This is a genomic window from Stenotrophomonas sp. TWI1183, assembly GCF_039673115.1.
GTDB classification, from domain to species: Bacteria; Pseudomonadota; Gammaproteobacteria; order Xanthomonadales; family Xanthomonadaceae; genus Stenotrophomonas; species Stenotrophomonas maltophilia_AA.
Map to the genome: position 1 here is coordinate 90990 of NZ_JBDJKZ010000006.1, position 23368 is coordinate 114357.

The following is a 23368-nucleotide window of genomic DNA, read 5'->3' on the forward strand; positions in this document are numbered from 1 at the left end:
CATCCGAGCTGGTACACCATGGCAACCCTGCAAAATCGGGACGGTCGCTGGCGCGCTATTGTGCGCCGCAAAGGCCACCCCACCCAAACCCGGACCTTTCCCACCAAGACGGCTGCGAAGGCCTGGGGGGACCGCATGGACCGCGAGCTGGCCGATCACGAGGCCCGAGGCGGTACACCCGGTGAAGAGCTCACCATCGGCGAACTGATCGACTGGCGGATCAACGAGCTGGCCAGCATAAGGGCCATCTCCAAGACCCACTCCGGCAACATGACCAGAATCCGCGAGGGCCTGGGCGACATCGTGGCCAGGAAGCTCACGGCCAACGATGTGATCGAGCACACCCGCCGGCGAATCCGCGGCGATCACATGATGGCCAACGGCATGATTATCCCAGCCTGCGCGCCGGCAACCATGAACGTAGAGCTGGGGTTCCTCTCGGAGCTGCTGAAGCTGGCCGGCCCGATGAAGGGCGTGAAGCTCGCCAGCGATCCCGTGGCCGAGGCGCGGCCGGTGCTCCGACTGCTGCGGCTGGTCGGAAAGTCCAAGCGCCGGGACAGGCGGCCCACGGACGAAGAGCTGCAGCGGCTGCGGGAGCATTTCCGCGCGGCGGCGTGGCGGTCAACCATCCCGATGGTGGACATCATCGACTTCGCCGTCCTGACAGCAAAGCGCGAGAGCGAGATCACCCGGTTGCTGTGGTCCGATGTGGACCAGACAAACCGCACCGCCCTGCTGCGCGACGCCAAGCACCCCCGTAAGAAGGTGGGCAACCACAAGCGCTTCCCGCTCCTGGGCGAAGCGTGGGACATCGTGCAGCGCCAGCCAAAACCGCCGGCAGACGGCCCGATCTTCCCCTACAACTCCAATTCCGTAGGGACAGCGTTTACCCGCGCTTGTGCGAAGCTGAGGATTGAAGACCTGTGTTTCCACGACCTGCGCCACGAGGCCACGTCACGGCTGTTTGAGCAGGGGTACGACATCCCCGAGGTCGCAGCGGTCACGCTGCACGAGTCATGGAATGAGCTGAAACGATACACACAGCTTCGTCCGGAGTCTTTGCACCGGTAGAACTACTGGCCGCAGGTACGAGGTATTGCGGTAGACCGGAGTCCGATCAAGCGGGAGCATGTAAATCTGCCACTTGTGAGGTCTGGCTATGACGCTCCACCGCACAATGCTGCTCTTCGTCATTGCCTTCTTTATCTGCTTGGCCGGCTGCAGGCGCGACGCTACAGGCCCTGCTCCCGACCCTAACGAGTCGACTCCGCCCATGAAGACCATATCCGCCGCCGAAGCTAAGGTCATAGCCCGTGACGCTTGGGTGTTCGGCTTGCCGCTGGTGTATATCGGCACTCAAACCGACGTGACCACACACGTCACCAAACCGGACGCCACGCGCGCGCCGATCAATCAGTTCGTCCACTATCGCGCCTTCCCCGATGCAGACAACAAGACCATTGTCGGGCTTAACGTAGATACCCTGTACTCGCTTGCGCAGGTGGACCTGTCAAAGGAGCCGATGGTGCTATCGGTACCGCCGATGGGTAACCGCTTCTGGATCATGCAAATCATCGACGCATGGAACAACGTGCCGCATGCGCCCGGTTCCCGTTCGGTCGGAGCGAAAGGCGGGGACTTTGCTCTTGTCGGTCCAAGCTGGACCGGCACCCTGCCTGAAGGTCTGACTGAACTGCGCATTCCCACCAACCTAGCCGCCATTGGTGGCCGCACTTACACCGCAGGCCCACAGGACTACAGCGCCGTCCACGCGCTCCAAGACAAGTACCGACTCATCCCGGTGTCGCAGTGGGGCAAGACTTACACCCCACCGATTGAGGTGCCGCTCAAGGACGGCGTGACCGACACCCCCGTGCCGAAGCAGGTCCTGGCGATGTCACCTCAAGACTTTTTCAGTCGCCTCAATGCGTTGATGGTGGGAAACCCCCCTATCAGGAGGACGGTCCGATACTGGAGCGCATCGCCAGCCTTGACATCGCGCCGGGCAAGACTTTCAGCATGGCGTCGTTTACCCCTGAAGTGCAGCGGGCAATCAGCGAAGGCGTCGCCGACGGCGTGAAGCTGATGAACGACACGCCGCGTGGCAAGAACGTAAACGGCTGGAATATCGCGCTGGACCTAGGGCGCTACGGTACGCAGTACCCGTACCGAGCCGGTTGGACCTTCTACGGTGTGGGCGGCAACCTCGCCGAGGATGCGGTGTACCCGGTCGCCGAGAAGCAGGCTGACGGCAGACCGTTCGAAGGTGGCAAGCAGTACGTGCTGCGCTTCAGCAAAAACGATATCCCGCCGGTCAACGCATTCTGGTCGGTGACGATGTACGACAGCGACAGCTACCTTGTCCCGAATGCGATCAACCGCTACGCGCTGGGTGATCGCAGTGGCATGAAGCAGGACAGCGATGGCTCCCTGCCGATCTATATCCAGGCGGAATCCCCCGGTGAGGACAAGGAAAGCAACTGGCTACCGTCGCCCAAAGAGGGCGAGTTCAAGCTAGCGTTGCGGCTGTATTCACCGAAGCAACAGGTTGCGGAGGGCACCTGGAAGCCGCCGGCGGTCACGCAGGTCCATTGACCGATTAGCACAGCCGCTGGGAAATCTGGGGGCGCCCAGCCGACGCGCTGGCCATGGAGGCCAGCCGCGTAGGCCGGGCGTCCCCACCAAGTCCAGCAACAGCGACGAAAGGCTTCTGCAAGCCGGTGCGTTGCAGCGTCTAGGGGAACGGCGGGGGCAGAGTTTCCTTCAGCATACGGTTGCCCCGGACCGCCTCACGCCAACGGACGATCTTGTCCACGTCCGTCCGCAGCTGTGCCTGGTGCCGCTCCACCCAGAGCTCAGCACCCGCCCTGCCTTTCTCGTAGCCCGTGCACACGCGCATGCCTGCAGGCGGAAACCGGTAGCACCCCAAGGTCGCTCGCCACACGCCATCGATCCCGTCGTGGAGCGCTGATTGTAATGCGCCGTCGCCGACCACATCCTCGCCGCTTCACCTGGGCAGATCCACCGCTGAAATATCCGTCGCGCCTGTCATGGTTTTTTCCGCACGGCTGGCGCAGGCTTGACCCGCAACGCACGGCCGTTACGCCAACAGGCGAGAATGCCTCCCATGAACCCTCCATCGCACACCACCTGATGTCCCTGCTCCGCCCTGGCACCTTCGACCCCACCACCGAACAAGGCGTGCTGCGCCTGTCGATCGCCGCCTCGCTGGCGATGGCCGCGGCCGCGGTGGCCTTCGGCCTGCTCGCCAACTCCTCGCTGATCATCTTCGACGGCATCTACGGGCTGATCGACGTGGTGATGACCTGGCTGTCACTGCTGGTGGTGCGCCTGATCAGCCTGTCGACCCACGTGGATACCCTGCAGTCGCGCTTGAACCAGCGCTTCACCATGGGCTTCTGGCACCTGGAGCCGATCGTGCTCGGGGTCAGCGGGACATTGATGATCGGGGCAGCCTTGTACGCCGCAGTCAATGCGGTGGACGCACTCATGTCCGGCGGGCGCGAGATCGCGCTGGGGCCGGCGATCCTGTTCGCGGTGATCTCGATCGTGGCCGAAACCGGGCTGGCACTGTTCGTACGCCGTGCGAACCGGTCGATCGGCTCGGACTTCATCGCGCTCGATGCGAAGAACTGGGTGGTCGCGGCGAGCATGTCGGCCGCCTACCTGGTCGCCTTCGTCGGCGGCTATGTGCTGCGCGGCACCGAATGGGCGTGGCTGGTCCCGTACATCGATCCGGCGATCCTGCTGGTGGTCTGCCTGTTCGTTGTGGTGGCGCCCCTGGGCACGGTGCGCCAGGCGCTGTCGGACATCCTGCTGATCACGCCGCTGGACCTGCAGGCGCATGTCGACGCGGTGGCACGCGACATCGTGGCGAGGCACGGTTTCCTCGAGTACCGCAGTTACGTGGCCAAGGTTGGACGCGGTGAGCAGATCGAATTGTTCTTCGTGGCGCGCGCGGACGATCCGCCGCGGCCGCTGATCGAATGGGACCGGCTGCGCGACGAGATCGGCGAGGCGCTGGGCGAGGAGTCGCCGGACCGGTGGCTGACGATCATGTTCACGACGGATCGGGAGTGGGCGATCTGAGCGACGCCGACGCGCATCGCACTATCGTTCGGGCGCCACACTGCCCTGTTTCCACTGCCGCGGCGACTGCCCTGTCTGCGCCTTGAACGCGCGCGACAACGCCGCTTCACTCCCGTACCCCACCTCGATGGCGATGCGCTTGAGCGGATGGCCGCGGCGCAGCGCCTGCTGCACGAGGCGGGTGCGCCAGCCCTGCAGATAGTGGCCGGGTGTGCTGCCGATGGTGTCGCGGAAACTGTCGGCGAAGGCGCTGCGTGACATGCCGGCGCGCTGCGCGAGCGACTCCAGCGTCCACTCGTCGGCCGGCGCTTCGTGCATGGCGACCAGCGCGTGGCGCAGCCGCGGATGGGCCATGCCGGCGAGCAGGCCGACACGGATCTGGCCACTCTCCATCAGCGCACGCAGGATCTGGATCAGCACCACCTCGAACAGGCGATCCAGCAGGGCCTGGCGGCCGCAGCGCTGCGCGAACGCTTCTTCGAACAACAGCGACAGCACCGGCTGGCCGCCATACAAGCCCTCCAGCGGCAGGCACACGATCGGCGGCAGTGCCGCGGCGACCGGGTTGTTGGCGCCCCCTTCGAACTGCAGATGGGCGCAGGCGAAATCCGCACCCCGCGTGGCATCGGTGACGAAGCGGTGCGCGAGCGGGCGCGGGTACAGCAGTACGCTGGGCGTGGTGATCTGCAGCGTGCTGCCGTCCGGGTGCTCGACACGCACCTCGCCGTCGCGGATCAGATGCAGCTGGCCGCGCTCGCCGTCGGCCGGCAGATCGTTGATGCCGCACAGCGCGCCGGCGTGGAAGACCTCGGCCGAGACCGCGAAACGGTCCAGCAGGGATTGCAGTCGATCGACCATGGCGGACTCCAGATCAAGTTTTCTGGACGAAATGTTGCCACAAGTACGAGGTAGGCGCGCACAGTACACCTGCCATCTGGCCCACCCCTTTCACTCCGCAGGAGAGTCCCATGTCCATTGCCAACGTTCTGTATACCGCCCAGGCCACTGCCAACGGCGGCCGCGACGGCCGCGCCGTCTCGTCCGACAACGTGCTGGACATCCAGCTCTCCACCCCGCGCGAGCTGGGCGGTGCCGGCGGCCCGGGCACCAACCCGGAGCAGCTGTTCGCGGCCGGCTACTCGGCCTGCTTCCTGGGCGCGCTGAAGTACGTGGCCGGCCAGGCCAAGGTCGCCCTGCCGGCCGAAACGCAGATCACCGGCAAGGTCGGCATCGGCCAGATTCCGACCGGCTTCGGGATCGAAGTGGCGCTTGAAATCTCGGTCCCGGGCCTGCCGCGCGAGCAGGTCGAAGAACTGGTGCAGAAGGCCCACATCGTGTGCCCGTACTCGAACGCGACCCGCGGCAACATCGATGTGACGCTGACCGTGGTCTGATCCACCCGAGGCGCGCGATGCGCCTGCAATCCACGTACGGCCGGGCCTTGTCCCGGCCGTACGCGTGTGTGCGCGCCGTGATGCCGTGAGTCAGGATTGCTTCGTATACTGCCCGCCGGACAATGGAATGAAGGAATCAGGCATGCAGGCGAAGTTCAAACAGTCCCTTCTGGTCGGCATCACGCTGACCGCGCTGATCGCCAGCGGTGCGGCGATGGCGCGCTCGCCGGTCTCCACGGCGCAGCCCGGCAAGGGCATCAGTGCCTCCTTCACCACCTGCCAGCAGCGCGCCCAGGGCGCGATCGCACAGGCAGCGTGCATCTCGCAGGAAACCAAGCTGCAGGATCAGCGACTGAACCAGGTCTACAAGGCGCTGCAGGGCAAGCTCGACGCTGCCGGCAAGGCCAAGCTGGTTGCGGCGCAGCGTGCCTGGCTGGAGTCGCGCAAGCGCGACGGCGAGCTGGAGACCGTGATCTTCGACAGCACCCAGCCCGGCAACCTGCAGGGAAGCGAGATCGAGATGCGCCGCCTCGGCGCACGTGCGGACCAGTTGCAGGGCTACATCGACCTGCTCGACTGAGCCGCGCCACGCTGGAATGCTGACCCGGCCCCCGGCCGCCCCCCGATTGCACAGAAACAAGGAAGTAAGCCATGCCCGACAACATCGATACCCGTAACCTGGATGCCACCTCCGGCGCGGTCTACTTCGCGGTAGGCCGTGGCACCGAAGGCGGCCCGGCGTCGTACCATCTGTCCATCGCCGGCATCACCCGCGGTACCCGCGAGCCGGACTGGGGCGAGGTCAGCAGCGTCGCGCAGAACAGCGGCTACAGCCTGGGCGCGATCCAGGTCGATTTCGGCCAGCGCGGTACCTGGCCGGTCGGCGCGATCGGCGATCGTCCGCTGGCGGCGGGCGAAAAGACCTATGTGGATGCGGTGATCGACCAGGCCCAGGCCTACGCGAAAACGCACAATCTGCCGTTCACCAACGATCGCGCCGACCTGCGTGGCGACCTGCTCAGCCACGGCAACGGGCTCAGCGGCCGTTCTTCGATCCGCTTCATGGACGAACAGACCCGCGACAGCATCAACGCCTGGGCCGGTTCGGACGAAGGCAAGCAGTGGATCCACGCCAACATCGATTACCCGCAGGTGCGCAACGCCACCCAGACCGCGATGTCGATCCTGGACGCGCACGGCAGCCATATTCCCGATGAGCGTCGTTTCGAGGCGATCAGCCTGCTGGCCAAGACCGCCAACCAGATGCCCGGCCAGCTTTCAAAGCTGGAAAAGGTGCTGGAGAACGGCGGCGACTACGACGCCCTGCGCACCAAGGCCGGCGAGATCCGCGCCACACACACCTACTACGATGGCCCCAAGGCCGCCGACATCGCCGCGCGCTACGAAGACGCCTACGCGAACAACAAGGACGCGATGGACCGTGCCCACACCAAGGTCAGCAGCCGTGACTACGCGCCGGCCGGTGAGCGCAATGATGCGGACATCCGCGTCGCGCTCGACCAGATCCATCCGCCGCGCCAGCAGAGTGCCGCCTCGAGCGTGCTGAAGGAAGGCGCCAGCGGCAAGGAGGTGGGCAAGCTCGAGTCCAATCTGGCGGTCCTCGGCTACACCGCCGCCAACGGCCAGGCCCTGAACGCCGACAAGCGCTTCGACGGCGACACCCGCGCGGCGGTGGAAGCCTTCCAGCGCGCGCATGGGCTGGAGCCGGTGGACGGCAAGGCAGGCCCGGCCACCCTGGGCGCGATCGACCGTGAAGCACGTCAGCTGCAGACCGCACTGGCCGCGCAGGGACATACGGATGCCAACGGCCGCGCGCTGAGCGTGGACGGGCACCTGGGCGCCGGTACCCGCGCCGCGCTGGGTGCTTACCAGCAGGCGCACGGTCTGGACCCCAGCGGCGTACTGGACGCGCAGACCCGTGAAGCGATGGCCGCACCGGCGCGCACCCAGGCACCGGCCGACATCGCGCCTGCGCCGGAACCGGCGCAGCGCGATGGCGCCGCGCTGCGGCCGCTGACCGACCCGGGCAACGCCCAGCACGTGCTGTACATGGAAACCCTGATGCGCGTGCATGAAGCCGAAGAGGCCCGCGGCATCGGCCACGGCCCGCACAGCGAGCGACTGGCCGGCGCCCTGACGGTGGAAGCCGCACGCGCCGGCCTGCACACCATCGACCGCGTCGAGCTCAACCAGGACGGTTCGATGGCGCGCGCCGTGCAGGCCAATGCGCTGCGCGACGAGGCCGCGTTGAACCGCACCAGCGCGCCGGTGCAGACCGCCGACGCGATGGGCCAGTCGCTGGAAGAAAGCACGGCCCGCGCGCAGCAGGCCGGCGACCAACAGCGGGAGCAGCGGCTGATGGATCAGCAGGCCCAGCAGCATGGCGCACGGGCCATGTCGGCCTGAACCCGGCCGCCAGCGACCGGGCTTTACCGGTCGCTGGTGACCAGCTGCACCACGCTGGAGAAATCCAGTTTGCCGCGACCGGCCTGGTGGTTCATCGAGTACAGGTTGCGGGCCAGCTCACCCAGCGGGATCGAGGCGCCGACACTCATCGCCGCTTCCACCGCCAGGCCCATGTCCTTGAGCATCAGGTCGCTGCCGAAACCGCCGCTGTAACCGCGCGACGCCGGGGCGTTGTCCAGCACGCCGGGCCACGGGTTGCACACTTCGGTGGCCCAGCTGCGACCGGTGCTGACCGCCATCATCTGCGAGAGCACCTTCGGGTCCAGCCCGTGTGCGACGCCCAGCGCGATCGACTCACCGGTCACCGCCATGATCACGCCCAGCGCCATGTTGTTGCACAGCTTGGCGACCTGGCCGGCACCGCTGGCACCGACATGGAAGATGTTCTTGCCCATCGCCTGCAGCAGCGGGCGGGCGCGTTCCAGCGCCTCGGCTTCGCCACCGACGATGAAGGTCAGGGTGCCGGCCTGGGCCCCTGCGGTGCCGCCGGAGACCGGAGCATCCAGCATCTGCAGGCCACGTGCGGCGGCCGCTTCGGCGACCTTGCGGGCGGTGGCCGGGGCGATCGTGCTGCAGTCGATGACCAGCGCGCCGCCGGGGATATCCGCGAGCAAGCCGTCATCGCCGAGGTAGACGCCTTCGACATGGCGGCTGGCCGGCAGCATCGAGATGACGATCTCGGCGTCGGTCAGCGTATCCAGGGCCGAGGTGGCGGCAGTGGCGCCGGCGTCGACGGCGGCCTGCACCGCGGCAGGCACCAGATCGAACACGCGTACGGCGTGGCCGGCCTTGGCCAGGTTGGCGGCCATCGGGCCACCCATGTTGCCCAACCCGATGAATGCAATACGGCTCATGCGTGGCTCCTTTCAGGGACGGTGGCACCGAGGTCGGCCAGCGGATGCGCGGCATCGGACCACGGCGAAACGAAGAAGGTGCGGGCCCACTCGGCCGTCGCGTCAGCCAGCGTGCGCGGCTGCCACTGCGGGGTGCGGTCCTTGTCGATCAGCAGCGCACGGATGCCTTCGGCGAAATCGCCATGGGCCGCCGCGTGCAGGGCTGCGATGTATTCGATGCGATAGACCTCGGCCAGCGAGGCGCCCTCGGCCAGGTGCTGCAGCTCGAACGCGAGTCGCGCCGAGCCCGGCGCACCGGCGGCGAGCGTCGCTTTGGCGGTGCTCAGCCAGGCATCGTCCGTCTCCAGCGCAAGGACCGCCTCGACGATCGCGCCGACGTCGTCGCTACTGCACAGCGCATCGATCGTCGCGGCGTTGCGCAGCAACGGGCCGGTGGCCGCATCGCTGGCGTGCTGCTGCAGCAGCGCGGTCAGCTGTTCGTGATTGCGCTTGGCCTCGGTGCTCCAGTGCACGTCCGCCAGCGCGTTGAACACGGTCTCGCGCTGCGCCTCGGCGATGTGGATATCCGCCAGACCGGCATAGATCGCATCGCCTGCGTTGAGCGGCGCGCCGGTTAACGCCAGGAACAGGCCGCCATGGCCGGGCACGCGCGGCAGCAGCCAGCTGCCACCGACATCCGGGAACAGGCCGACCGTGATCTCCGGGAATGCCAGCTTGGAGCGCTCACTGACCACGCGGTGGCTGGCGCCGGACATCAGGCCGATGCCACCGCCCATGACGATGCCATGGCCCCAGCACAGGATCGGCTTGGGATAGGTGTGGATCGCGTAGTCGACGCGGTATTCGACGTCGAAGAATTCGGCCGCGTAGGCGTTGTCGCGGATATCGGTCTTCCCGCTGTCGCGGTACTCGACCATGCTGCGGTACAGGCTGTGCAGGTCGCCGCCGGCGCAGAACGCCTTCTCGCCCGCGCCCTGCAGCACCACCAGCGCGATGCCGTCATCGCTGGCCCAGGCATCCAGCCGCTCCCGCAGCAGGTGCGCCATCGGCAGCGAGAAGCCGTTGAGGGTGCGCGCTGCGTTGAGCGTGGCAATACCGATGCGCGTGCCATTGCCGGCCTGGCGCTCTTCGAACAGCACCGGCGCCGCGTCGTTGGCGACGACGGTGCTCATGCGTTCTTCCACTGCGCGGCGCGCTTTTCCAGGAAGGCGTTCACGCCCTCGGCCTGGTCGGCGCTGTCGAACAGATCGACGAAGGCTTCGCGCTCGGCCACCAGTGCCGAGGCGTGGGTGCCGGTGCGGGTGGCCTGCACCAGGGTCTTGCAGGCGGCGATGCTGGTCGGGCTCTGCTTGCCGGCCTTGTGCGCCCATGCCAGTGCGAGGGCCTTGGCTTCGCCCTTGCCGACCTTTTCTTCGACCAGGCCGATACGCAGCGCGGTGTCCGCGTCGATGCGTTCGCCGAGCAGGATCATGCGCTTGGCCCAGCCTTCACCGACCAGGCGCGGCAGGTTCTGGGTGCCACCGGCGCACGGCAGCAGGCCGACGGTGGCCTCCGGCAGCGCCACCTGGGCGTGTTCTTCGATGATGCGCAGGTCGCAGGCCAGCGCGCATTCCAGGCCGCCGCCCATCGCGTAGCCGTTGATTGCCGCGATGGAGACACCGCGGAAACCAGACAAGGCTTCGAAGGCCTCACCGAAGCGGCGCGCGGCTTCACGAGCGGCCGCCTTGTCGCCGGAAGCGAACTGCTTGAGATCGGCGCCGGCCGAGAAGAACTTTTCGCCGTCGCCGGTGATCACCAGCGCATAGACATCGCGGTCTGCATTGAGCGCGCCCACCAGGTCACGCAGCGCGGACAGGCTGTGCACGGTCCAGGTATGCGCCGGCGGGTTGTCGAGGGTGATGACCGCGACGTGGCCATCGGCCTCGACCTTCAGGCCGACATGATCATGCTGGCGCCACTCCATCATCGCAGTTCCTCTTCGGTGTTGAGCAGGTGGCGGGCCACGATCACACGCATGATCTCGTTGGTGCCCTCCAGGATCTGGTGCACGCGCGAATCGCGCAGCAGCCGTTCAATCGGGTATTCGCGGATGTAGCCGTAGCCGCCGTGGATCTGCAGCGCATCGTTGCAGATGTTGAAGCCGGCATCGGTGGCGAAGCGCTTGGCCATCGCACACCACACATTGGCATCGCTGGCACCGGCGTCGAGCTTGCGCGCGGCGGTGTGCACCATCTGCCGGGCGGCGACCAGCTGGGTGGCCATGTCGGCCAGCTTGAACTGCAGTGCCTGGAATTCCGACAGCGCCTTGCCGAACTGGCGGCGCTCGCCCATGTAGCGGCGGGCGGCATCCAGTGCGCCCTGGGCAGCGCCCAGCGAGCAGGCGGCGATGTTGATGCGGCCGCCGTCCAGGCCCTTCATGGCCAGCTTGAAGCCGCTGCCTTCCTCGCCGAGCAGATGGCTGACCGGCACGCGCACGTTCTCGAACGTGATGCCGCGGGTCGGCTGGCTGTTCCAGCCCATCTTCTCTTCCTTGCGGCCGTAGCTGATGCCCGGCAGATCGGCCGGCACCGCGATCGCACTGATGCCACCGGCCCCGGCGCCACCCGTACGGGCCATCACCACCAGCAGCTCGGTGGCACCGGCGCCGGAGATGAAGGCCTTGGAGCCGTTGAGCACGTAATGATCGCCGTCGCGTACCGCGCTGGTCTTCAGCGAGGCCGCATCCGAGCCGGCACCCGGCTCGGTCAGGCAGTACGAGGCCAGCTTGGTGCCGGACGAGAGGTCTGCACCCCACTCCGCACGCAGGCTCTCCTGGCCCCATTTGGCCACCATCCACGACGCCATGTTGTGGATGCTGACATAGGCCGCCGTGGACGGATCCACATTGGCGAGCTCCTCGATGACGACGGCGGCGTCCAGACGGCTCAAGCCGCTGCCACCGACCTCGGGGTCCATGTACAAACCACAGAACCCGAGTTCCCCTGCCTTGGCGATCGCCTCGCGCGGAAAGATGCCCTCCGCATCCCATCGCGCGGCGTGCGGCGCCAGTTCGGCCTGGGCGAAGTCACGCGCTGCCTCTCTATAGGCCTGCTGCGCTTCGTCGAGTTCCGTCGTCATCGAGTGGCTCATGGTCGAACTCCGTTGTTGCTTACTTCAGGCTGATGGTGGTGTTGACGCCATGACCCAGCGTCTCGTCATCGAACCAGCGCGAGGTGATCGTCTTGGTCTGGGTGTAGAACATCACCACCTGCTTGCCGTACGGGCCCAGGTCGCCGAGCTTGGAGGCGCGCGAGCCGGTGAACGAGAACAGCGGCACCGGCACCGGGATCGGCACGTTGATGCCGACCTGGCCGACGTCGATGTCTTCCTGGAACTTGCGCGCGGCCGCACCGGACTGGGTGAACAGCGCGGTGCCATTCCCGTTCGGGTTGGCGTTGATCAGTTCGATGGCGTCTTCCAGCGTCTCCGCTTCCAGGATCACCAGCACCGGCCCGAAGATTTCCTCGTCGTACACGCGCATGCCCGGCGTCACGCCGGCGAAGATGGTCGGACCGACGAAGTTGCCCTTCTCGAACCCATCCACCTGCGGGTTGCGGCCGTCGAGCACCAGCTTGGCGCCCTGCTCCACGCCTGAGGCGATCAGGCCTTCGACACGCTCACGCGCGGCGCAGGAGATCACCGGGCCGACATCGGTCCCGGCGACGCTGCCACCACTGACCTTCAGCGTCTTGGCCTTGGCCACCAGGTCCGGCACCCATGCGCGCGCTTCGCCGACCAGCACCAGGGTGGAGGCGGCCATGCAGCGCTGGCCGGCCGCACCGAAGGCGGCACCGACCATCGCGTTGAGGCTCTGTTCCTTGTTGGCGTCCGGCAGCACCACGGCGTGGTTCTTGGCGCCCATCATGCACTGCACGCGCTTGCCGGCCAGCGAGGCGCGGTTGTACACATGCGTGCCGACGCGGGTGGATCCCACGAAGGACACCGCCTTGATATCCGGGTGATCGCAGATCGCGTTGACCACGTCTTCGCCACCGTGGACGACGTTCAACACGCCCTTGGGGATGCCGGCTTCCAGCGCCAGTTCGACCAGGCGCATGGTGACCATCGGGTCCTGCTCGGACGGCTTGAGGATGAAGGTGTTGCCGGTGGCGATCGCCATCGGGAACATCCACAGCGGAATCATCGCCGGGAAGTTGAACGGGGTGATGCCCGCGCACACGCCCAGCGGCTGCAGCAGGGTGTAGGTGTCCACGCCGTTGGCCACGTTGTTGGCCAGCTCACCGAGCTGCAGGTTGCCGATGGCGGCAGCGTGCTCGACCACTTCCAGGCCGCGGAACACATCGCCTTCGGCATCCGGCACGGTCTTGCCCTGCTCGGCGCTGAGGATGTGGGCCAGCTCGCTCATGTTCTCGCGGATCAGCTGCTGGTACTTCAGGAAGATTCGCGCACGGGTGCCGATCGGGGTCTTGCGCCAGGTCTTGAACGCTTCCTTGGCCGAGGCGACGGCGGCGTCGACCTCGCTGGGGGTCGCGAACGGGACCTGGGCCAGGACGTCCTGGGTGGCCGGATTGACCACGTTCTGCCAATGCGAGCTGGCCGATTCGATGAACTGGCCATCGATCAACATGCGGATACGGGGCGCTGCAACAGTCATGGACAATCCCGGCGGGTCGAAAGTTGTTAGCATTATTCACAGTGCTATCCTCGATTTCCGGGCTGTATGCGCTTAATCTGGCCAATGCCCGCTACGATTCTTGTGAATTCTGTGAATAGCCAGCCCGTCCAACGTCAGATCGGCCTGCGCCTGCTCAAGCTGCGCGAGCAGCGGGGCTACAGCCAGCTCGCGCTGGCCAAGGCTCTGGGGCTGTCGGCCAGCTACCTGAACCAGATCGAGCGCAACAAGCGGCCACTGACCCCGGCGGTACAGGGCAAGCTGCGCGAGGTGCTGGGTGATGTCAGCGACCTGTTCGAGGTCGATGACCCCGGTGCGCTGCAGGAATCGCTGGGCGAGACCCTGCGCGACCTGGGCCTGGCCGATGTCAGCAGCACCGAACTGCGCGCGATGGCGGGCAACCTGCCGCAGATCAGCCGTGCCCTGCTCGACCTGCACCGCCGCCACCTGATGCTGCGCGAGCATGCCGCCGCGCTGGAGTTCCAGCTGGGCGATGTGCATGCCGGGCAGGCGCTGCCCGCCGGCGACCAGGTGCGTGACTTCTTCAACCGCATGCACAACCACATCCCCGAGCTGGATGACCTGGCCGAGCAGTTGTTCGGCGAATGGGGGCTGGTGGCGGGGCATGTCGCGCCGCGCCTGCGCCAGCTGCTGGCCGACCGCCACGGCGTGCTGGTGGAGGTCGGACCGCTGCAGGCCGGACGCGAGAAGCGCGTCTACGACGGCGGCAGCCGCACCTTGTGGCTGCCCGACTACCTGGAGCCGGGTCAGCAGGCGTTCCAGATGGCGGCCGAGCTGGCCCTGCTCGGGTATGCGGCGCAGATCAATGCGGTGATTGCCCGCGCGGGGTTCGGTGAAGCCGAGCAGATCGCGCAGGCGCGGATCGGCATGTCCAACTATTTCGCCGGTGCGCTGGTGATGCCGTATGCACAGTTCCTGCGCGCCGCCGAGCACAGCGCGTACGACATCGATGCGCTCGCACATCGCTTTGGCGTGGGCTTCGAGGCGGTCTGCCATCGGCTGAGCACGCTGGCTCGACGCAGCGCGCCGGGGCTGCCGTTCTTCTTCATCCGCGTGGACCGCGCCGGCAATGTCTCCAAGCGGCATTCGGCGACCGACTTCCACTTCTCCCAGGTGGGCGGCTCCTGCCCGCTGTGGATCGTGTACGAGGCCTTCAACCAGCCAGGGCGGGTGCTGACCCAGACCGCACGCATGCCCGACGGGCGCCGCCATTTCTGGTTGGCGCGGCAGGTGAGCAGCGGCCCGATCGGGCATGGCCAGCCACGCAAGACCTTCGCGGTGGCACTGGGCTGTGATCTGCAGCATGCCGAGCGGCTGATCTACACGCGCGGGCTGGACATCCAGAGCCCGGGCAACTCGGTGTCGATCGGCCCAGGCTGCCGGGTATGCCCACGCGAGGACTGCATGCAGCGCGCATTCCCGCAGCTGCCGGCACGGGGCTGATACGGCCCGGTGCGGTTGGATCGTGCCGGCCAACGGCCGGCACCTGCCGGTTTGGAGGACACCGATCTAGTAGATCGGCGTCACCTTCATCTGCGGCAGCGGTCGCGGTGCGCCATCCGTGAGGTCCGGCCCGAGGTCTTCCCAGGTCTGGCCCTGCTCCACCATGTGCCGCCACAGCTGCTGCGACTCGCGGCGTTTGTCTTCCGAGCTCAAGCGGTAGGACGGCGGCACCGGCGTGCCGGTGGCCACACTTTGATACGCCGCTTCGTACGCCGCCACCCGTTGTGCGGGATCATCGGTGCGCGCCACATCCAGCGTGTAGCGCTGGTAGGCCGAGGCCAGATTGCGCCAGCGGATCCAGTAGTGGTTGGCAAAGGAGAAATCGCAGAAGCGTTCGCCGGCGATGCTGCCCTTGTCGGCGATGCGGCTGAGCACGGCCTGCGGCATGTCCAGGTTCATGCCGCCCTCGTCGCCCTCCAGCGCGACATGCACGATGCGGTCGCGGTAGCCCGGCGCGCGGGCCTGGAGCACATCGCGCCAGTTCTGCATGGTCGACACGATCGAGAACAGGAAGCCGGACATCTCCGCCGCCGCCAGCGGCTGCGCGATGGAATGGTAGGTGCGTTGCCAGCCATGGCGGTTCTCGGTCGGCAGGAACACCGCCTGCTCCGCACGCGCATGCGGGTCGCCATGAGCCAGCACGCTGACCGCCTCGGCGTGGCGCGGATACACCAGATTGATGCCGAACGTCGGCCAGCGCGGCAGCGCGGCGTCGAACAGGTGGATCGGGAAATTGCTGCTGATCCCACCATCGGAGAACCAGCAGACGCGGAAGGCCGCGATCACCGGGCCACAGCTCTGGCCGCCACTGGTGAGCCCTTCCATGCTGTCGGCCACGTTGGTGTTGTCGCGCCGTGGCTCGGCATCCGCGACCGGCTCGCAGCGACGCTCGCGGCGCGCCGGCTCGTGCAGCGGCACCGCGCTGATCAGCAGCGGGAAGCTCAGGCTCATGCGCGTGGCGACCAGCACCGGCAGTTCCTCGCCATCGACCAGGCGGTAGTAGTCGCGCCCATCGACGTTCTCCGGCATGCCTGCACGCGCCACCAGCCAGTCGACCACGCTCGCCGGGAACAACTGCGCGAACTCCTCGCGCAGGAACCAGAAATGCGCGGCATTGAACGGCAGCGTGCGCGGCTCGCTGTGCGAGATACAGGTGGTGATCATCTGCAGGGTGATCGCGTGCGCGCCGCCCGGCTCACCGGGATAGCGCGGCGCCGCGTGCAGATCGCCGAAGGTCAATGGCTGGTCGTCCGGCTTGCCGGCCAGTGCCTGCAGCCGTGCGTGCAGCCAATCGGTCAGGGCCGGTGCGGACGCATCGGGCTGCGTACTGCCATTGCACAGGCCGAGCAGGTTGCGCCGTGCCACCCGCGCGACGCGCAGCGCCGAGGCCAGCACGCCGGCGCCATACGCGCACAGCAGCGAGGGCAGCAGCGTGGCCCAGATGCCCTCGATGCCACCGGCCAGGTAGCCGATCCCGAGCAGCCCGGCGAGCGCAACCAGCAGCTCCACGGGTGCGATCGCGAACACTGCCGCGAGCAGGCAGGCGACCTTGCGCAGCAGGCCGGCCTTGCCGGTCAGCATCACCAGCAGGCGATACGCGGTACGCGCGCCGTACGCCGGCTGGAACAGGCTGTGGATGAAACCCTGTCGCGACAGCTGCGCCGAGACCTCGGCCAGCCCGGGAAAGCCTACCGCCGCAGCGACCGGCTCACCGGCCTGGCGGCGCCGATCGCCCAGTGCGGCGGCCGCTGCCACGGCGGCGGCAATGGCCCCGGCCGAGGTGCCGCCGATGCTCTTGAAACGGTACTCACGGGCCAGCGACAGCACCGCATTGGGATACACGATGCCGCTGGTGATGCCGCCCTTCATGACCAGATCGCAGTACTTGTCCGCCACGTTGCCGTCCTCTGTCCGCCGGTGCGCGGCCGATCCGCGCACCCTCCCCGCCTGTTCCCGCAACGATGCAGGGACCGGCGAGGTCGATGGCGACAGTATCGCCCGCGCGCTTCTCAAGGCCTGAGAAGCGCGGCACGGAACGGCTTATTCGGCCTTGCCGGACTGCGGTACGCGCCTTACCTGGGACAGGTCGTAGCCGAGCGCGGCGATGCGGGTCATGGCCGCCTGGTAGTCCGCATCGGAGATGGTCGGCGTGCGCGCCATCAGCCACATGTAATCGCGTTTGCTGCGCCCGACGATGGTCTGCCTGTAGTCGGAATCGAGATCCACGATCACGTACTCGGCCTGGATCGGCCAGATGAACTGCATGCCCCAGACGGCGCCGCCGGTGCCCTCCTTGACCGTCCCGATCGGGTGCATGGTCTTGATCGGGGCCTGGAAGCTGCCCTTGCGGTAGCGGAAGGTGGTCTGGATGCGACCGTCCGGACGCAACGCATAGGACTCCACCGCATCGAACGCTTCGCGCTCGGGGCGACTGGGGATATGCGCGATCACATACCAGTCGCCCATGAAGCGCGGCACGTCCACGTGGGCCACGGGCGGGATCGGACGGGTGTTGCCACTGCAGCCGCCGAGCATCATGCCGACGGCCAGCAGGGGGATGAGAGCGCGGATCGACATGACGGCTTCCTCCAGGAACGTGGGGTGATCACGGACGGTTGAACAGGTAATGGGCCACCTGCCACTGCTGGCCCTGCTGATAGCCGAACAGCTCCGCGCAGGCCATCCAGAACATCCGCCAGCGCTGGTGCCACAGCGCGGCCGAGGCATCGCCGTAGGTCTGGCGCAGCACGGCCATCACCGCCTCTTTCTCGCGGTCCTGGTTGGCCAGCCAGTGGTTGGCGGTGCGCTCGTAGTGGGTGCCATCGAGCAGCCAGCGCTGCTGCAGCTGCAGGTGCTGCTGGAAGAACAGCAGGGTATCGGCGGCCGGCATCAGGCCACCGGTGAAGAAGTGGCGGCCCATCCAGTTGTCATCGCCCTCGGTCTCGAACGGGTACATCAGCGTGCGGTGCACGAAGATGTGCACGAACAGCTTGCCCTCCGGGCGCAGCCAGCGGTGGATGCGCTGCAGCAGCTGCGGGTAGTTGCGCATGTGCTCGAACATCTCGATCGACACGCAGCGATCGAAGGTCTCCGCATCCAGCATCAGATGGTTCACGTCACGGGTCAGCACGGTGACGTTGATCAGGCCACGCGCGCGGCACTGGCCCAGGATGTACTCGCGCTGGCTGTTGGAATTGGATACCGCGGTGATCTGCGCGTTCGGGTAGCGCTCGGCCATCCACAGTGTCAGCGACCCCCAGCCGCAGCCCAGCTCCAGGATGTGCTGCCCATCGGCCAGCTGTGCGCGCTCGCCGTACAGCGCCAGCATCGCCTCTTCAGCTTCGTCCAGCGTTTCCGTGCCGGTGGCGTAGTAGCAGCTGCTGTACTTCAGGCGCTTGCCCAGGCAACGGTGGAAGAACTCGGCCGGCACCTCGTAGTGCTGGCGATTGGCGGCATCCACGTGCAGCGCCACCGCGCTGCTGGCCAGCCCGGCGATGCGCGCGGCAAAGCGCTGCGACTGCACCTGCTGGCCGCCGGCGAGCTCTTCGCGCAGGCGCTGCTCGCACTGGCGGCGGATGCCCAACCGCAGCAGGGCATCGGGCAGCAGCCCGCGTTCGGCCAGGCCGGTCAGGCCCGGTGCGTAGTCCGGCAGCGGAAGACGGTCACTGGCGACATTCATGGGGAAGATTCCTTGCGGGCAGACGACGAACGGGAGGGGAACCACGGAAACAGCATCGGCGTGGTGCGCTGGTACTCGCGGTAATCCTCGCCACGCGAACGCAGCGCCTGCGCCTCGGTGAAGGGAATCCCACTGACCCAGCGCAGGAACACGTACATCACCAGTGGCCCGGACCAGGCCAGCCACCACAGCGGCGAGTGCACGGCGAGCAGCACATAGGTGAACCAGTGCAGCCACTCGAAGAAATAGTTGGGATGCCGCGAGTAGCGCCACAGCCCCTCACGGCAGGTCTTGCCCTTGTTGGCCGGATCGGCACGGAAGCGCGCCAGCTGACGGTCCGCCAGCGATTCGCCGCCCACGCTCAGCAGCCACATCGCGATGGCCGCAATCAGCCAGCCCCAGCCCTGGGGTGCCGGATTCACCGACACCGCCACGAACGGCAGCGCGAACAGCACGATCAACAGCGCCTGGAACTGGAAGAAGCCGAAGATCTTTCCCTGGTGGCCGTTCCAGTGCCTGCGCAGGTGCTGGTAGCGGCCATCCTCGGGCTCGCTGCGCACGCGGTGCCACAGGTGCAGTGCCAGGCGTGAGCCCCACAGGCCGCCCAGCACCGCCAGCGCGATCCGCGGCATCGCCGCGCCATCGCCCAACAGTGCCAGCAGCAGGGCCGACGCGCCGACGCCCTTGGCCCAGAGCACATCCACCACACCGATGTTCTGGTGCCGGCGCTGCCACCACCAGCCCCAGGTCATGATCACGGCGGCGTACAGCCACACCCACCACAGCATTTTCATCGTGTCTCTCCCGGAACGAGTGGGCGCATCGGTGCGGCGTGGCGCTGCCAATGACGGGCGCACGCGGCAAGCACCGGCAGCGCGATCGCCCAGCCGAGGCCGAGCAGCAGCACGCCGTGCCATTGCGGTGCGGCGAACACCACCGACGACCAGCCGCGCGCGGCGGACAGATACGCCAGCGGCGCCAGCAGCAGGCCGACCAGTGCCGCCATGACCAGATGCCGCTGCAGCACCGCGAATGACACCGTGAGCGTCATCGCGAACGCGGCCCACAGCGCGAGGATCCAGACCGGGGCGACCCACGCGGGATCACTGCCGGCCGCGTAAATCACCCACCCGGAAGCGGCGGCCAACCCGTCAACGATCACGCCGCAGCCGATCGCCACCAGCATAAGTTTGAGTTCGACCGACGGTTGTGCCGACAACGCCAACTGGCTGCCCACATACAACGCCGCCGCCACCAGCGCGGGCCAGCGCAGCCCATGACCAGCGCCGATCACGGCGCACAGCCAGACCAGCTGGTTGCCGATCACGTTGGCCCAGAAACGGGGCACCTCAGCCCTCCCCGGCGATCAGCGCGGGCCGGTAGCCCGGACGCGCCATCAGCAGGTGCGAGACGCCGATGGAGCGCTCCAGGAAGCCACCTTCGCAGTACGCGAGATAGAACTCCCACAGGCGGATGAAGCGTGCATCGAAGCCCTGCGCGCGCACTGCGGGCAGCTGGGCCAGGAAACGCTGGCGCCACGCGCGGAGCGTGAGTGCATAGGACGGCCCGAAGTCATGCTGGCCGATCAGCTGCAGGTCGCTGCTGCGGGTCTTGGCCGCGACGATCGCGTTGATCGAGGGGATGAAGCTGCCGGGGAACACGAAGCGCTTGATGTAGTCCACGCTGCGCCGCGCCTGCTGGTAACGCTGGTCTTCGATGGTGATGGCCTGCAGCAGCGCCAGACCGTCATCCTTGAGCAGGCGGGTCAGCGTGGCGAAGTAGGTGTCCAGGTACTGCGCGCCGATCGCCTCGATCATCTCGATGGACACCAGCTTGTCGTACTGACCGTCCAGATCGCGGTAATCCTTGAGCAGCAGGGTCACCTTGTCCTGCAGGCCGGCCGCCTCGACCCGCTGCTTTGCCAGCGTGTACTGCTCGACCGAGATGGTGGTGGTGGTGACGTGGCAACCGATATGGCGCGCCGCGTACAGCGCGAAGCCGCCCCAGCCGGTGCCGATCTCGACCACGCGGTCGGCGGCGGTCAGCTGCAGCTGCTCGCAGATGCGCGCCAGCTTGCGCTCGGACGCCGCCTCCAGCGTGTCGTCCGGGCTGGCATACAGCGCCGAGGAGTACATCAGGTCCGGGGACAGGAACAGCGAGAAGAATGGATTGCCCAGGTCGTAGTGCGCGGCGATGTTGCGGCGGCTGCCTTCGCGCGTGTTGCGGCGCAGCCGGTTCCAGCCTTTCAGCAGCCAGCCGCCCAGGCGGGCCGGGCCGCGCTCCATGCCATCGAGCAGATCGCGGTTGCGGACCAGCAGCTGCACCAGCGCGACCAGGTCATCGCAGCGCCAGTCACCGCGGATGTAGGCCTCGCCCGCACCGACACTGCCCTGCGCGGCGACCGCGCGGTAGAAGCCGGGGTCGTCCACCCAGACCGTCACCTGGGGCGTGGCGTCCGGATCGCCGATCACCACATCACCCACGGCGTCGCGCAGCCGCAGATGCCCGCCGCGCAGCGGCGCCAGCTGCGCCAACAGGCGTGCGCGCAGGAACCCTTCGAGGGCGGACGGTTGCGGCACGGCCACCGCACGGGTCATGTCGTTCATGGGGATTTTCCGGCAAGAGAAGGATGGTCGTGGACGGGGGTGCGCTTCAGCCACAGGCGCAGCGCCTGCCAGTGGATCGCGGCAACGACCTTGAGGGTCATCAGCGGGTAGCGCAGCAGCACGCCGGCCAGGCCACGACCGGTGAGCGGATGGCGCCGCATGACCAGGTCGGCATCGAACTGGCATGCGCCCTCGCGCCAGACCTGCATGTGCACGTGCAGGTCGTCGCCCGGCGCGGTGAAGCGCCAGCGGTACTCGCAGTCCATCGGCATGAAGGGCGAGACATGGAACTGCTTGTCGAAGGACCAGCACAGCGCGCGGCCCTGGGCATCGGCCTGCGCCACCGGCAGCACGTAGGCGTGGCGCTCCTTCCACGGCGTGTTGGTGATCTCCGCGACGATGCTGTCCAGCGTGCTGCCATCGGCGGCGTAGCAGTAGTAGAAGCTCACCGGATTGAAGACATGGCCGGCATAACGCGGATGCGTCAGCAGGCGGATCGGCCCGGCGGGCGCGCGGCCCAATGCCTCGGTGATGCGTGCACGCACGGCATCGGCCAGCGGCTGATCGGGCGCGCCGAGATAGTCGCTGCGGCGGAACTCGACCACGTTGCGGCGGCCGACCGACCACAGCCAGCGCCGCTCGAACAGGCGCGGCAGTTCGTCCAGGTCCAGCAGCAGCTGCGCGATCGGGTAGCGGAATGCGTGCGCGTGCGGCGCGTGCCGCCGATGGCGCATCCAGCCGCGGTAGATCGCACTGGCGTTCATGCCGGCAGCGCCTCGGCCAGCGGCCAGTACGACTCCGCATCCAGCGCCTGTAACGCGTCGACCACGCGCCGTGCACTACGGATGCCATCCTCGTGGAAGCCCCAGCCCCAGTACGCACCGGCGAACCAGGTCCGACGGTGGCCCTGGATCTCCGTCCAGCGCTGCTGCGCCCGCACCATCGCGTGGTCGTGCACGGGATGGGCGTACTGCAGGCGACGCAGCACGGTGGCCGGATCGATCGCAGCGCTGCGGTTGAGGGTGACCACCAACGGCGTCGGCGTGTCGATGCCCTGCAGCAGGTTCATGCAGTAGCTCACCGTGCACGGCGCGAGGGGATCGCGCGGCACGTGCGCATTCCATGCGGCCCACGCCTTGCGGTCACGCGGCAACAGGCTGGCATCGGTGTGCAGGACGACGTCGTTGGGCTGGTAGCGGATCGCGCCCAGCACCGCGCGTTCGGTGAGATCGGCATCGGACAGCAGGGCCAGTGCCTGGTCGCTGTGGCAGGCCAGCACCAGCTGGTCGAAGCCTTCCAGGCCGGCAGCGCTGTGCACGCGCACGCCATGCTCGTGGCGCTCCACGCCGAATACCGGGCACTCCAGGCGCTCACGCACCTGCCAGCTACGGCGCAGCGCGTCGACATACCGCGCCGAGCCGCCCTGCACCACGCGCCACGGTGCGCGCCCGGTCATCTGCAGCATCTGGTGATTGGCCATGAACTGCACGAGGTAGCGCGCCGGGAACGCGGCCAGGCTGGCCGTCGGCGACGACCACAGCGCCGAGGCCATCGGCAGCAGGTGTTCGTCGATGAAGGTGCGGCCGTAACGGCCCTTGTCCAGGAATTCGCCCAGCGAGGGGCCCTCATCGTCGCGCTCGAGCAGCGCCGGCGCCTCGCGGTAGAAACGGCGCAGGTCGCGCAGCATGCCCCAGAAGCGCGGTGACACCAGATTGCGGCGCTGGCAGAACAGCGTGTCCAGCGAGGTGGCGTTGTACTCCAGCCCGCTGCGTTCGCTGTGCACCGAGAAGCTCATCGTGGTCGGCTGCGAGGCCACGCCCAGTTCCTCGAACAGGCCGGTCAGCAACGGATAGTGCGCGGGGTTGAACACGATGAAGCCGGTATCCACCGCCTGCGTGCGGCCATCGATCTCCACCTCATGCGTGTGGGTATGGCCACCGAGGTAGTCATTGGCCTCGAACAGCGTCACTTCGTGCCGCTGGCTCAACCACCACGCACTGGCGAGGCCGGCGATGCCCGATCCGATCACGGCGATACGCATG

Annotated in this window: 22 protein-coding genes; 8 read left to right on the forward strand and 14 right to left on the reverse strand. The window is 67.4% G+C overall.

The annotated features are described in order from the left end of the window. Positions 1-18 precede the first annotated feature (18 nt). From ABE434_RS07930 to ABE434_RS07945, 4 genes are all read left to right on the forward strand, one after another. Positions 19-1071, forward strand: coding sequence for a site-specific integrase (locus ABE434_RS07930; protein ID WP_346478436.1), 1053 nt, complete (start codon positions 19-21; stop codon positions 1069-1071). 202 nt (positions 1072-1273) lie between these two features. Beyond that, the gene (locus ABE434_RS07935; protein ID WP_346478437.1) at positions 1274-2080 is read left to right on the forward strand and encodes a DUF1254 domain-containing protein; all 807 of its coding nucleotides are present in this window, start codon (positions 1274-1276) and stop codon (positions 2078-2080) included. After that, positions 2020-2595 carry a DUF1214 domain-containing protein gene (locus tag ABE434_RS07940; protein ID WP_346478438.1) on the forward strand — a complete coding sequence of 192 codons (576 nt, stop codon included), beginning with the start codon at positions 2020-2022 and terminating at the stop codon, positions 2593-2595. The genes ABE434_RS07935 and ABE434_RS07940 overlap by 61 nt, the downstream gene beginning before the upstream one ends. 558 nt (positions 2596-3153) lie before the next feature. Next, positions 3154-4110 (forward strand): cation transporter, encoded by a 957-nt coding sequence (locus ABE434_RS07945; RefSeq protein ID WP_346478439.1) that lies wholly within the window; start codon positions 3154-3156, stop codon positions 4108-4110. 21 nt (positions 4111-4131) lie between these two features. Here ABE434_RS07945 and ABE434_RS07950 read toward each other — a convergent pair whose 3' ends face one another. Continuing rightward, positions 4132-4968, reverse strand: coding sequence for an AraC family transcriptional regulator (locus ABE434_RS07950; RefSeq protein WP_346478440.1), 837 nt, complete (start codon positions 4966-4968; stop codon positions 4132-4134). Between the two features lie 110 nt (positions 4969-5078). Between ABE434_RS07950 and ABE434_RS07955 the strand changes: the two genes are divergently transcribed. From ABE434_RS07955 to ABE434_RS07965, 3 genes are all read left to right on the forward strand, one after another. After that, entirely contained in the window at positions 5079-5504 is a 426-nt protein-coding gene (locus ABE434_RS07955; RefSeq protein ID WP_019185509.1) for an organic hydroperoxide resistance protein, read from the forward strand. 142 nt (positions 5505-5646) lie between these two features. Then, positions 5647-6084 carry a lysozyme inhibitor LprI family protein gene (locus ABE434_RS07960; protein ID WP_346478441.1) on the forward strand — a complete coding sequence of 146 codons (438 nt, stop codon included), beginning with the start codon at positions 5647-5649 and terminating at the stop codon, positions 6082-6084. Positions 6085-6155: 71 nt separating this feature from the next. Then, positions 6156-7931: a peptidoglycan-binding protein gene (locus ABE434_RS07965; RefSeq protein ID WP_346478442.1), complete on the forward strand. Its 1776-nt coding sequence runs from the start codon at positions 6156-6158 to the stop codon at positions 7929-7931. Between the two features lie 23 nt (positions 7932-7954). On the opposite strand, the gene mmsB is transcribed toward ABE434_RS07965, so the two are convergent. From mmsB to ABE434_RS07990, 5 genes are read right to left on the reverse strand one after another with little or no spacing between them, the layout of a single operon-like run. Next, positions 7955-8845 carry a 3-hydroxyisobutyrate dehydrogenase gene (mmsB, locus tag ABE434_RS07970; protein ID WP_346478443.1) on the reverse strand — a complete coding sequence of 297 codons (891 nt, stop codon included), beginning with the start codon at positions 8843-8845 and terminating at the stop codon, positions 7955-7957. After that, entirely contained in the window at positions 8842-10017 is a 1176-nt protein-coding gene (locus ABE434_RS07975) for an enoyl-CoA hydratase/isomerase family protein (protein WP_346478444.1), read from the reverse strand. The genes mmsB and ABE434_RS07975 overlap by 4 nt, the downstream gene beginning before the upstream one ends. Continuing rightward, complete coding sequence (locus ABE434_RS07980; RefSeq protein WP_346478445.1) at positions 10014-10811, reverse strand: enoyl-CoA hydratase; 798 nt, start codon at positions 10809-10811, stop codon at positions 10014-10016. Before ABE434_RS07980 ends, ABE434_RS07975 begins: the two co-directional genes overlap by 4 nt. Then, the gene (locus tag ABE434_RS07985; RefSeq protein ID WP_346478446.1) at positions 10808-11974 is read right to left on the reverse strand and encodes an acyl-CoA dehydrogenase family protein; all 1167 of its coding nucleotides are present in this window, start codon (positions 11972-11974) and stop codon (positions 10808-10810) included. The genes ABE434_RS07980 and ABE434_RS07985 overlap by 4 nt, the downstream gene beginning before the upstream one ends. A 19-nt stretch (positions 11975-11993) precedes the next feature. Beyond that, on the reverse strand, positions 11994-13499 hold the full coding sequence (locus tag ABE434_RS07990) for a CoA-acylating methylmalonate-semialdehyde dehydrogenase (RefSeq protein ID WP_176990171.1): 1506 nt from the start codon (positions 13497-13499) through the stop codon (positions 11994-11996). An 84-nt stretch (positions 13500-13583) separates the two neighbouring features. Between ABE434_RS07990 and ABE434_RS07995 the strand changes: the two genes are divergently transcribed. Then, the gene (locus tag ABE434_RS07995; protein WP_346478447.1) at positions 13584-14981 is read left to right on the forward strand and encodes a short-chain fatty acyl-CoA regulator family protein; all 1398 of its coding nucleotides are present in this window, start codon (positions 13584-13586) and stop codon (positions 14979-14981) included. A 66-nt stretch (positions 14982-15047) separates the two neighbouring features. On the opposite strand, the gene ABE434_RS08000 is transcribed toward ABE434_RS07995, so the two are convergent. From ABE434_RS08000 to ABE434_RS08035, 8 genes are all read right to left on the reverse strand, one after another. After that, positions 15048-16937 (reverse strand): RpoH suppressor, encoded by a 1890-nt coding sequence (locus ABE434_RS08000; RefSeq protein WP_346478448.1) that lies wholly within the window; start codon positions 16935-16937, stop codon positions 15048-15050. Between the two features lie 144 nt (positions 16938-17081). Then, positions 17082-17618 (reverse strand): lipocalin family protein, encoded by a 537-nt coding sequence (locus ABE434_RS08005; RefSeq protein ID WP_346478449.1) that lies wholly within the window; start codon positions 17616-17618, stop codon positions 17082-17084. Positions 17619-17646: 28 nt separating this feature from the next. After that, positions 17647-18720 (reverse strand): class I SAM-dependent methyltransferase, encoded by a 1074-nt coding sequence (locus tag ABE434_RS08010; RefSeq protein ID WP_346478450.1) that lies wholly within the window; start codon positions 18718-18720, stop codon positions 17647-17649. Continuing rightward, positions 18717-19514, reverse strand: a complete 798-nt coding sequence (locus tag ABE434_RS08015; protein ID WP_346478451.1) for a DUF1295 domain-containing protein — start codon at positions 19512-19514, stop codon at positions 18717-18719. The genes ABE434_RS08010 and ABE434_RS08015 overlap by 4 nt, the downstream gene beginning before the upstream one ends. After that, positions 19511-20068: a DUF2878 domain-containing protein gene (locus tag ABE434_RS08020; RefSeq protein WP_346478452.1), complete on the reverse strand. Its 558-nt coding sequence runs from the start codon at positions 20066-20068 to the stop codon at positions 19511-19513. The genes ABE434_RS08015 and ABE434_RS08020 overlap by 4 nt, the downstream gene beginning before the upstream one ends. A 1-nt stretch (position 20069) precedes the next feature. After that, positions 20070-21326, reverse strand: coding sequence for a cyclopropane-fatty-acyl-phospholipid synthase family protein (locus ABE434_RS08025; protein ID WP_346478453.1), 1257 nt, complete (start codon positions 21324-21326; stop codon positions 20070-20072). Next, the gene (locus ABE434_RS08030) at positions 21323-22090 is read right to left on the reverse strand and encodes a DUF1365 domain-containing protein (RefSeq protein WP_346478454.1); all 768 of its coding nucleotides are present in this window, start codon (positions 22088-22090) and stop codon (positions 21323-21325) included. The genes ABE434_RS08025 and ABE434_RS08030 overlap by 4 nt, the downstream gene beginning before the upstream one ends. Beyond that, on the reverse strand, positions 22087-23367 hold the full coding sequence (locus ABE434_RS08035; protein WP_346478455.1) for an FAD-dependent oxidoreductase: 1281 nt from the start codon (positions 23365-23367) through the stop codon (positions 22087-22089). Before ABE434_RS08035 ends, ABE434_RS08030 begins: the two co-directional genes overlap by 4 nt. Between the last annotated feature and the right edge of the window lies 1 nt (position 23368).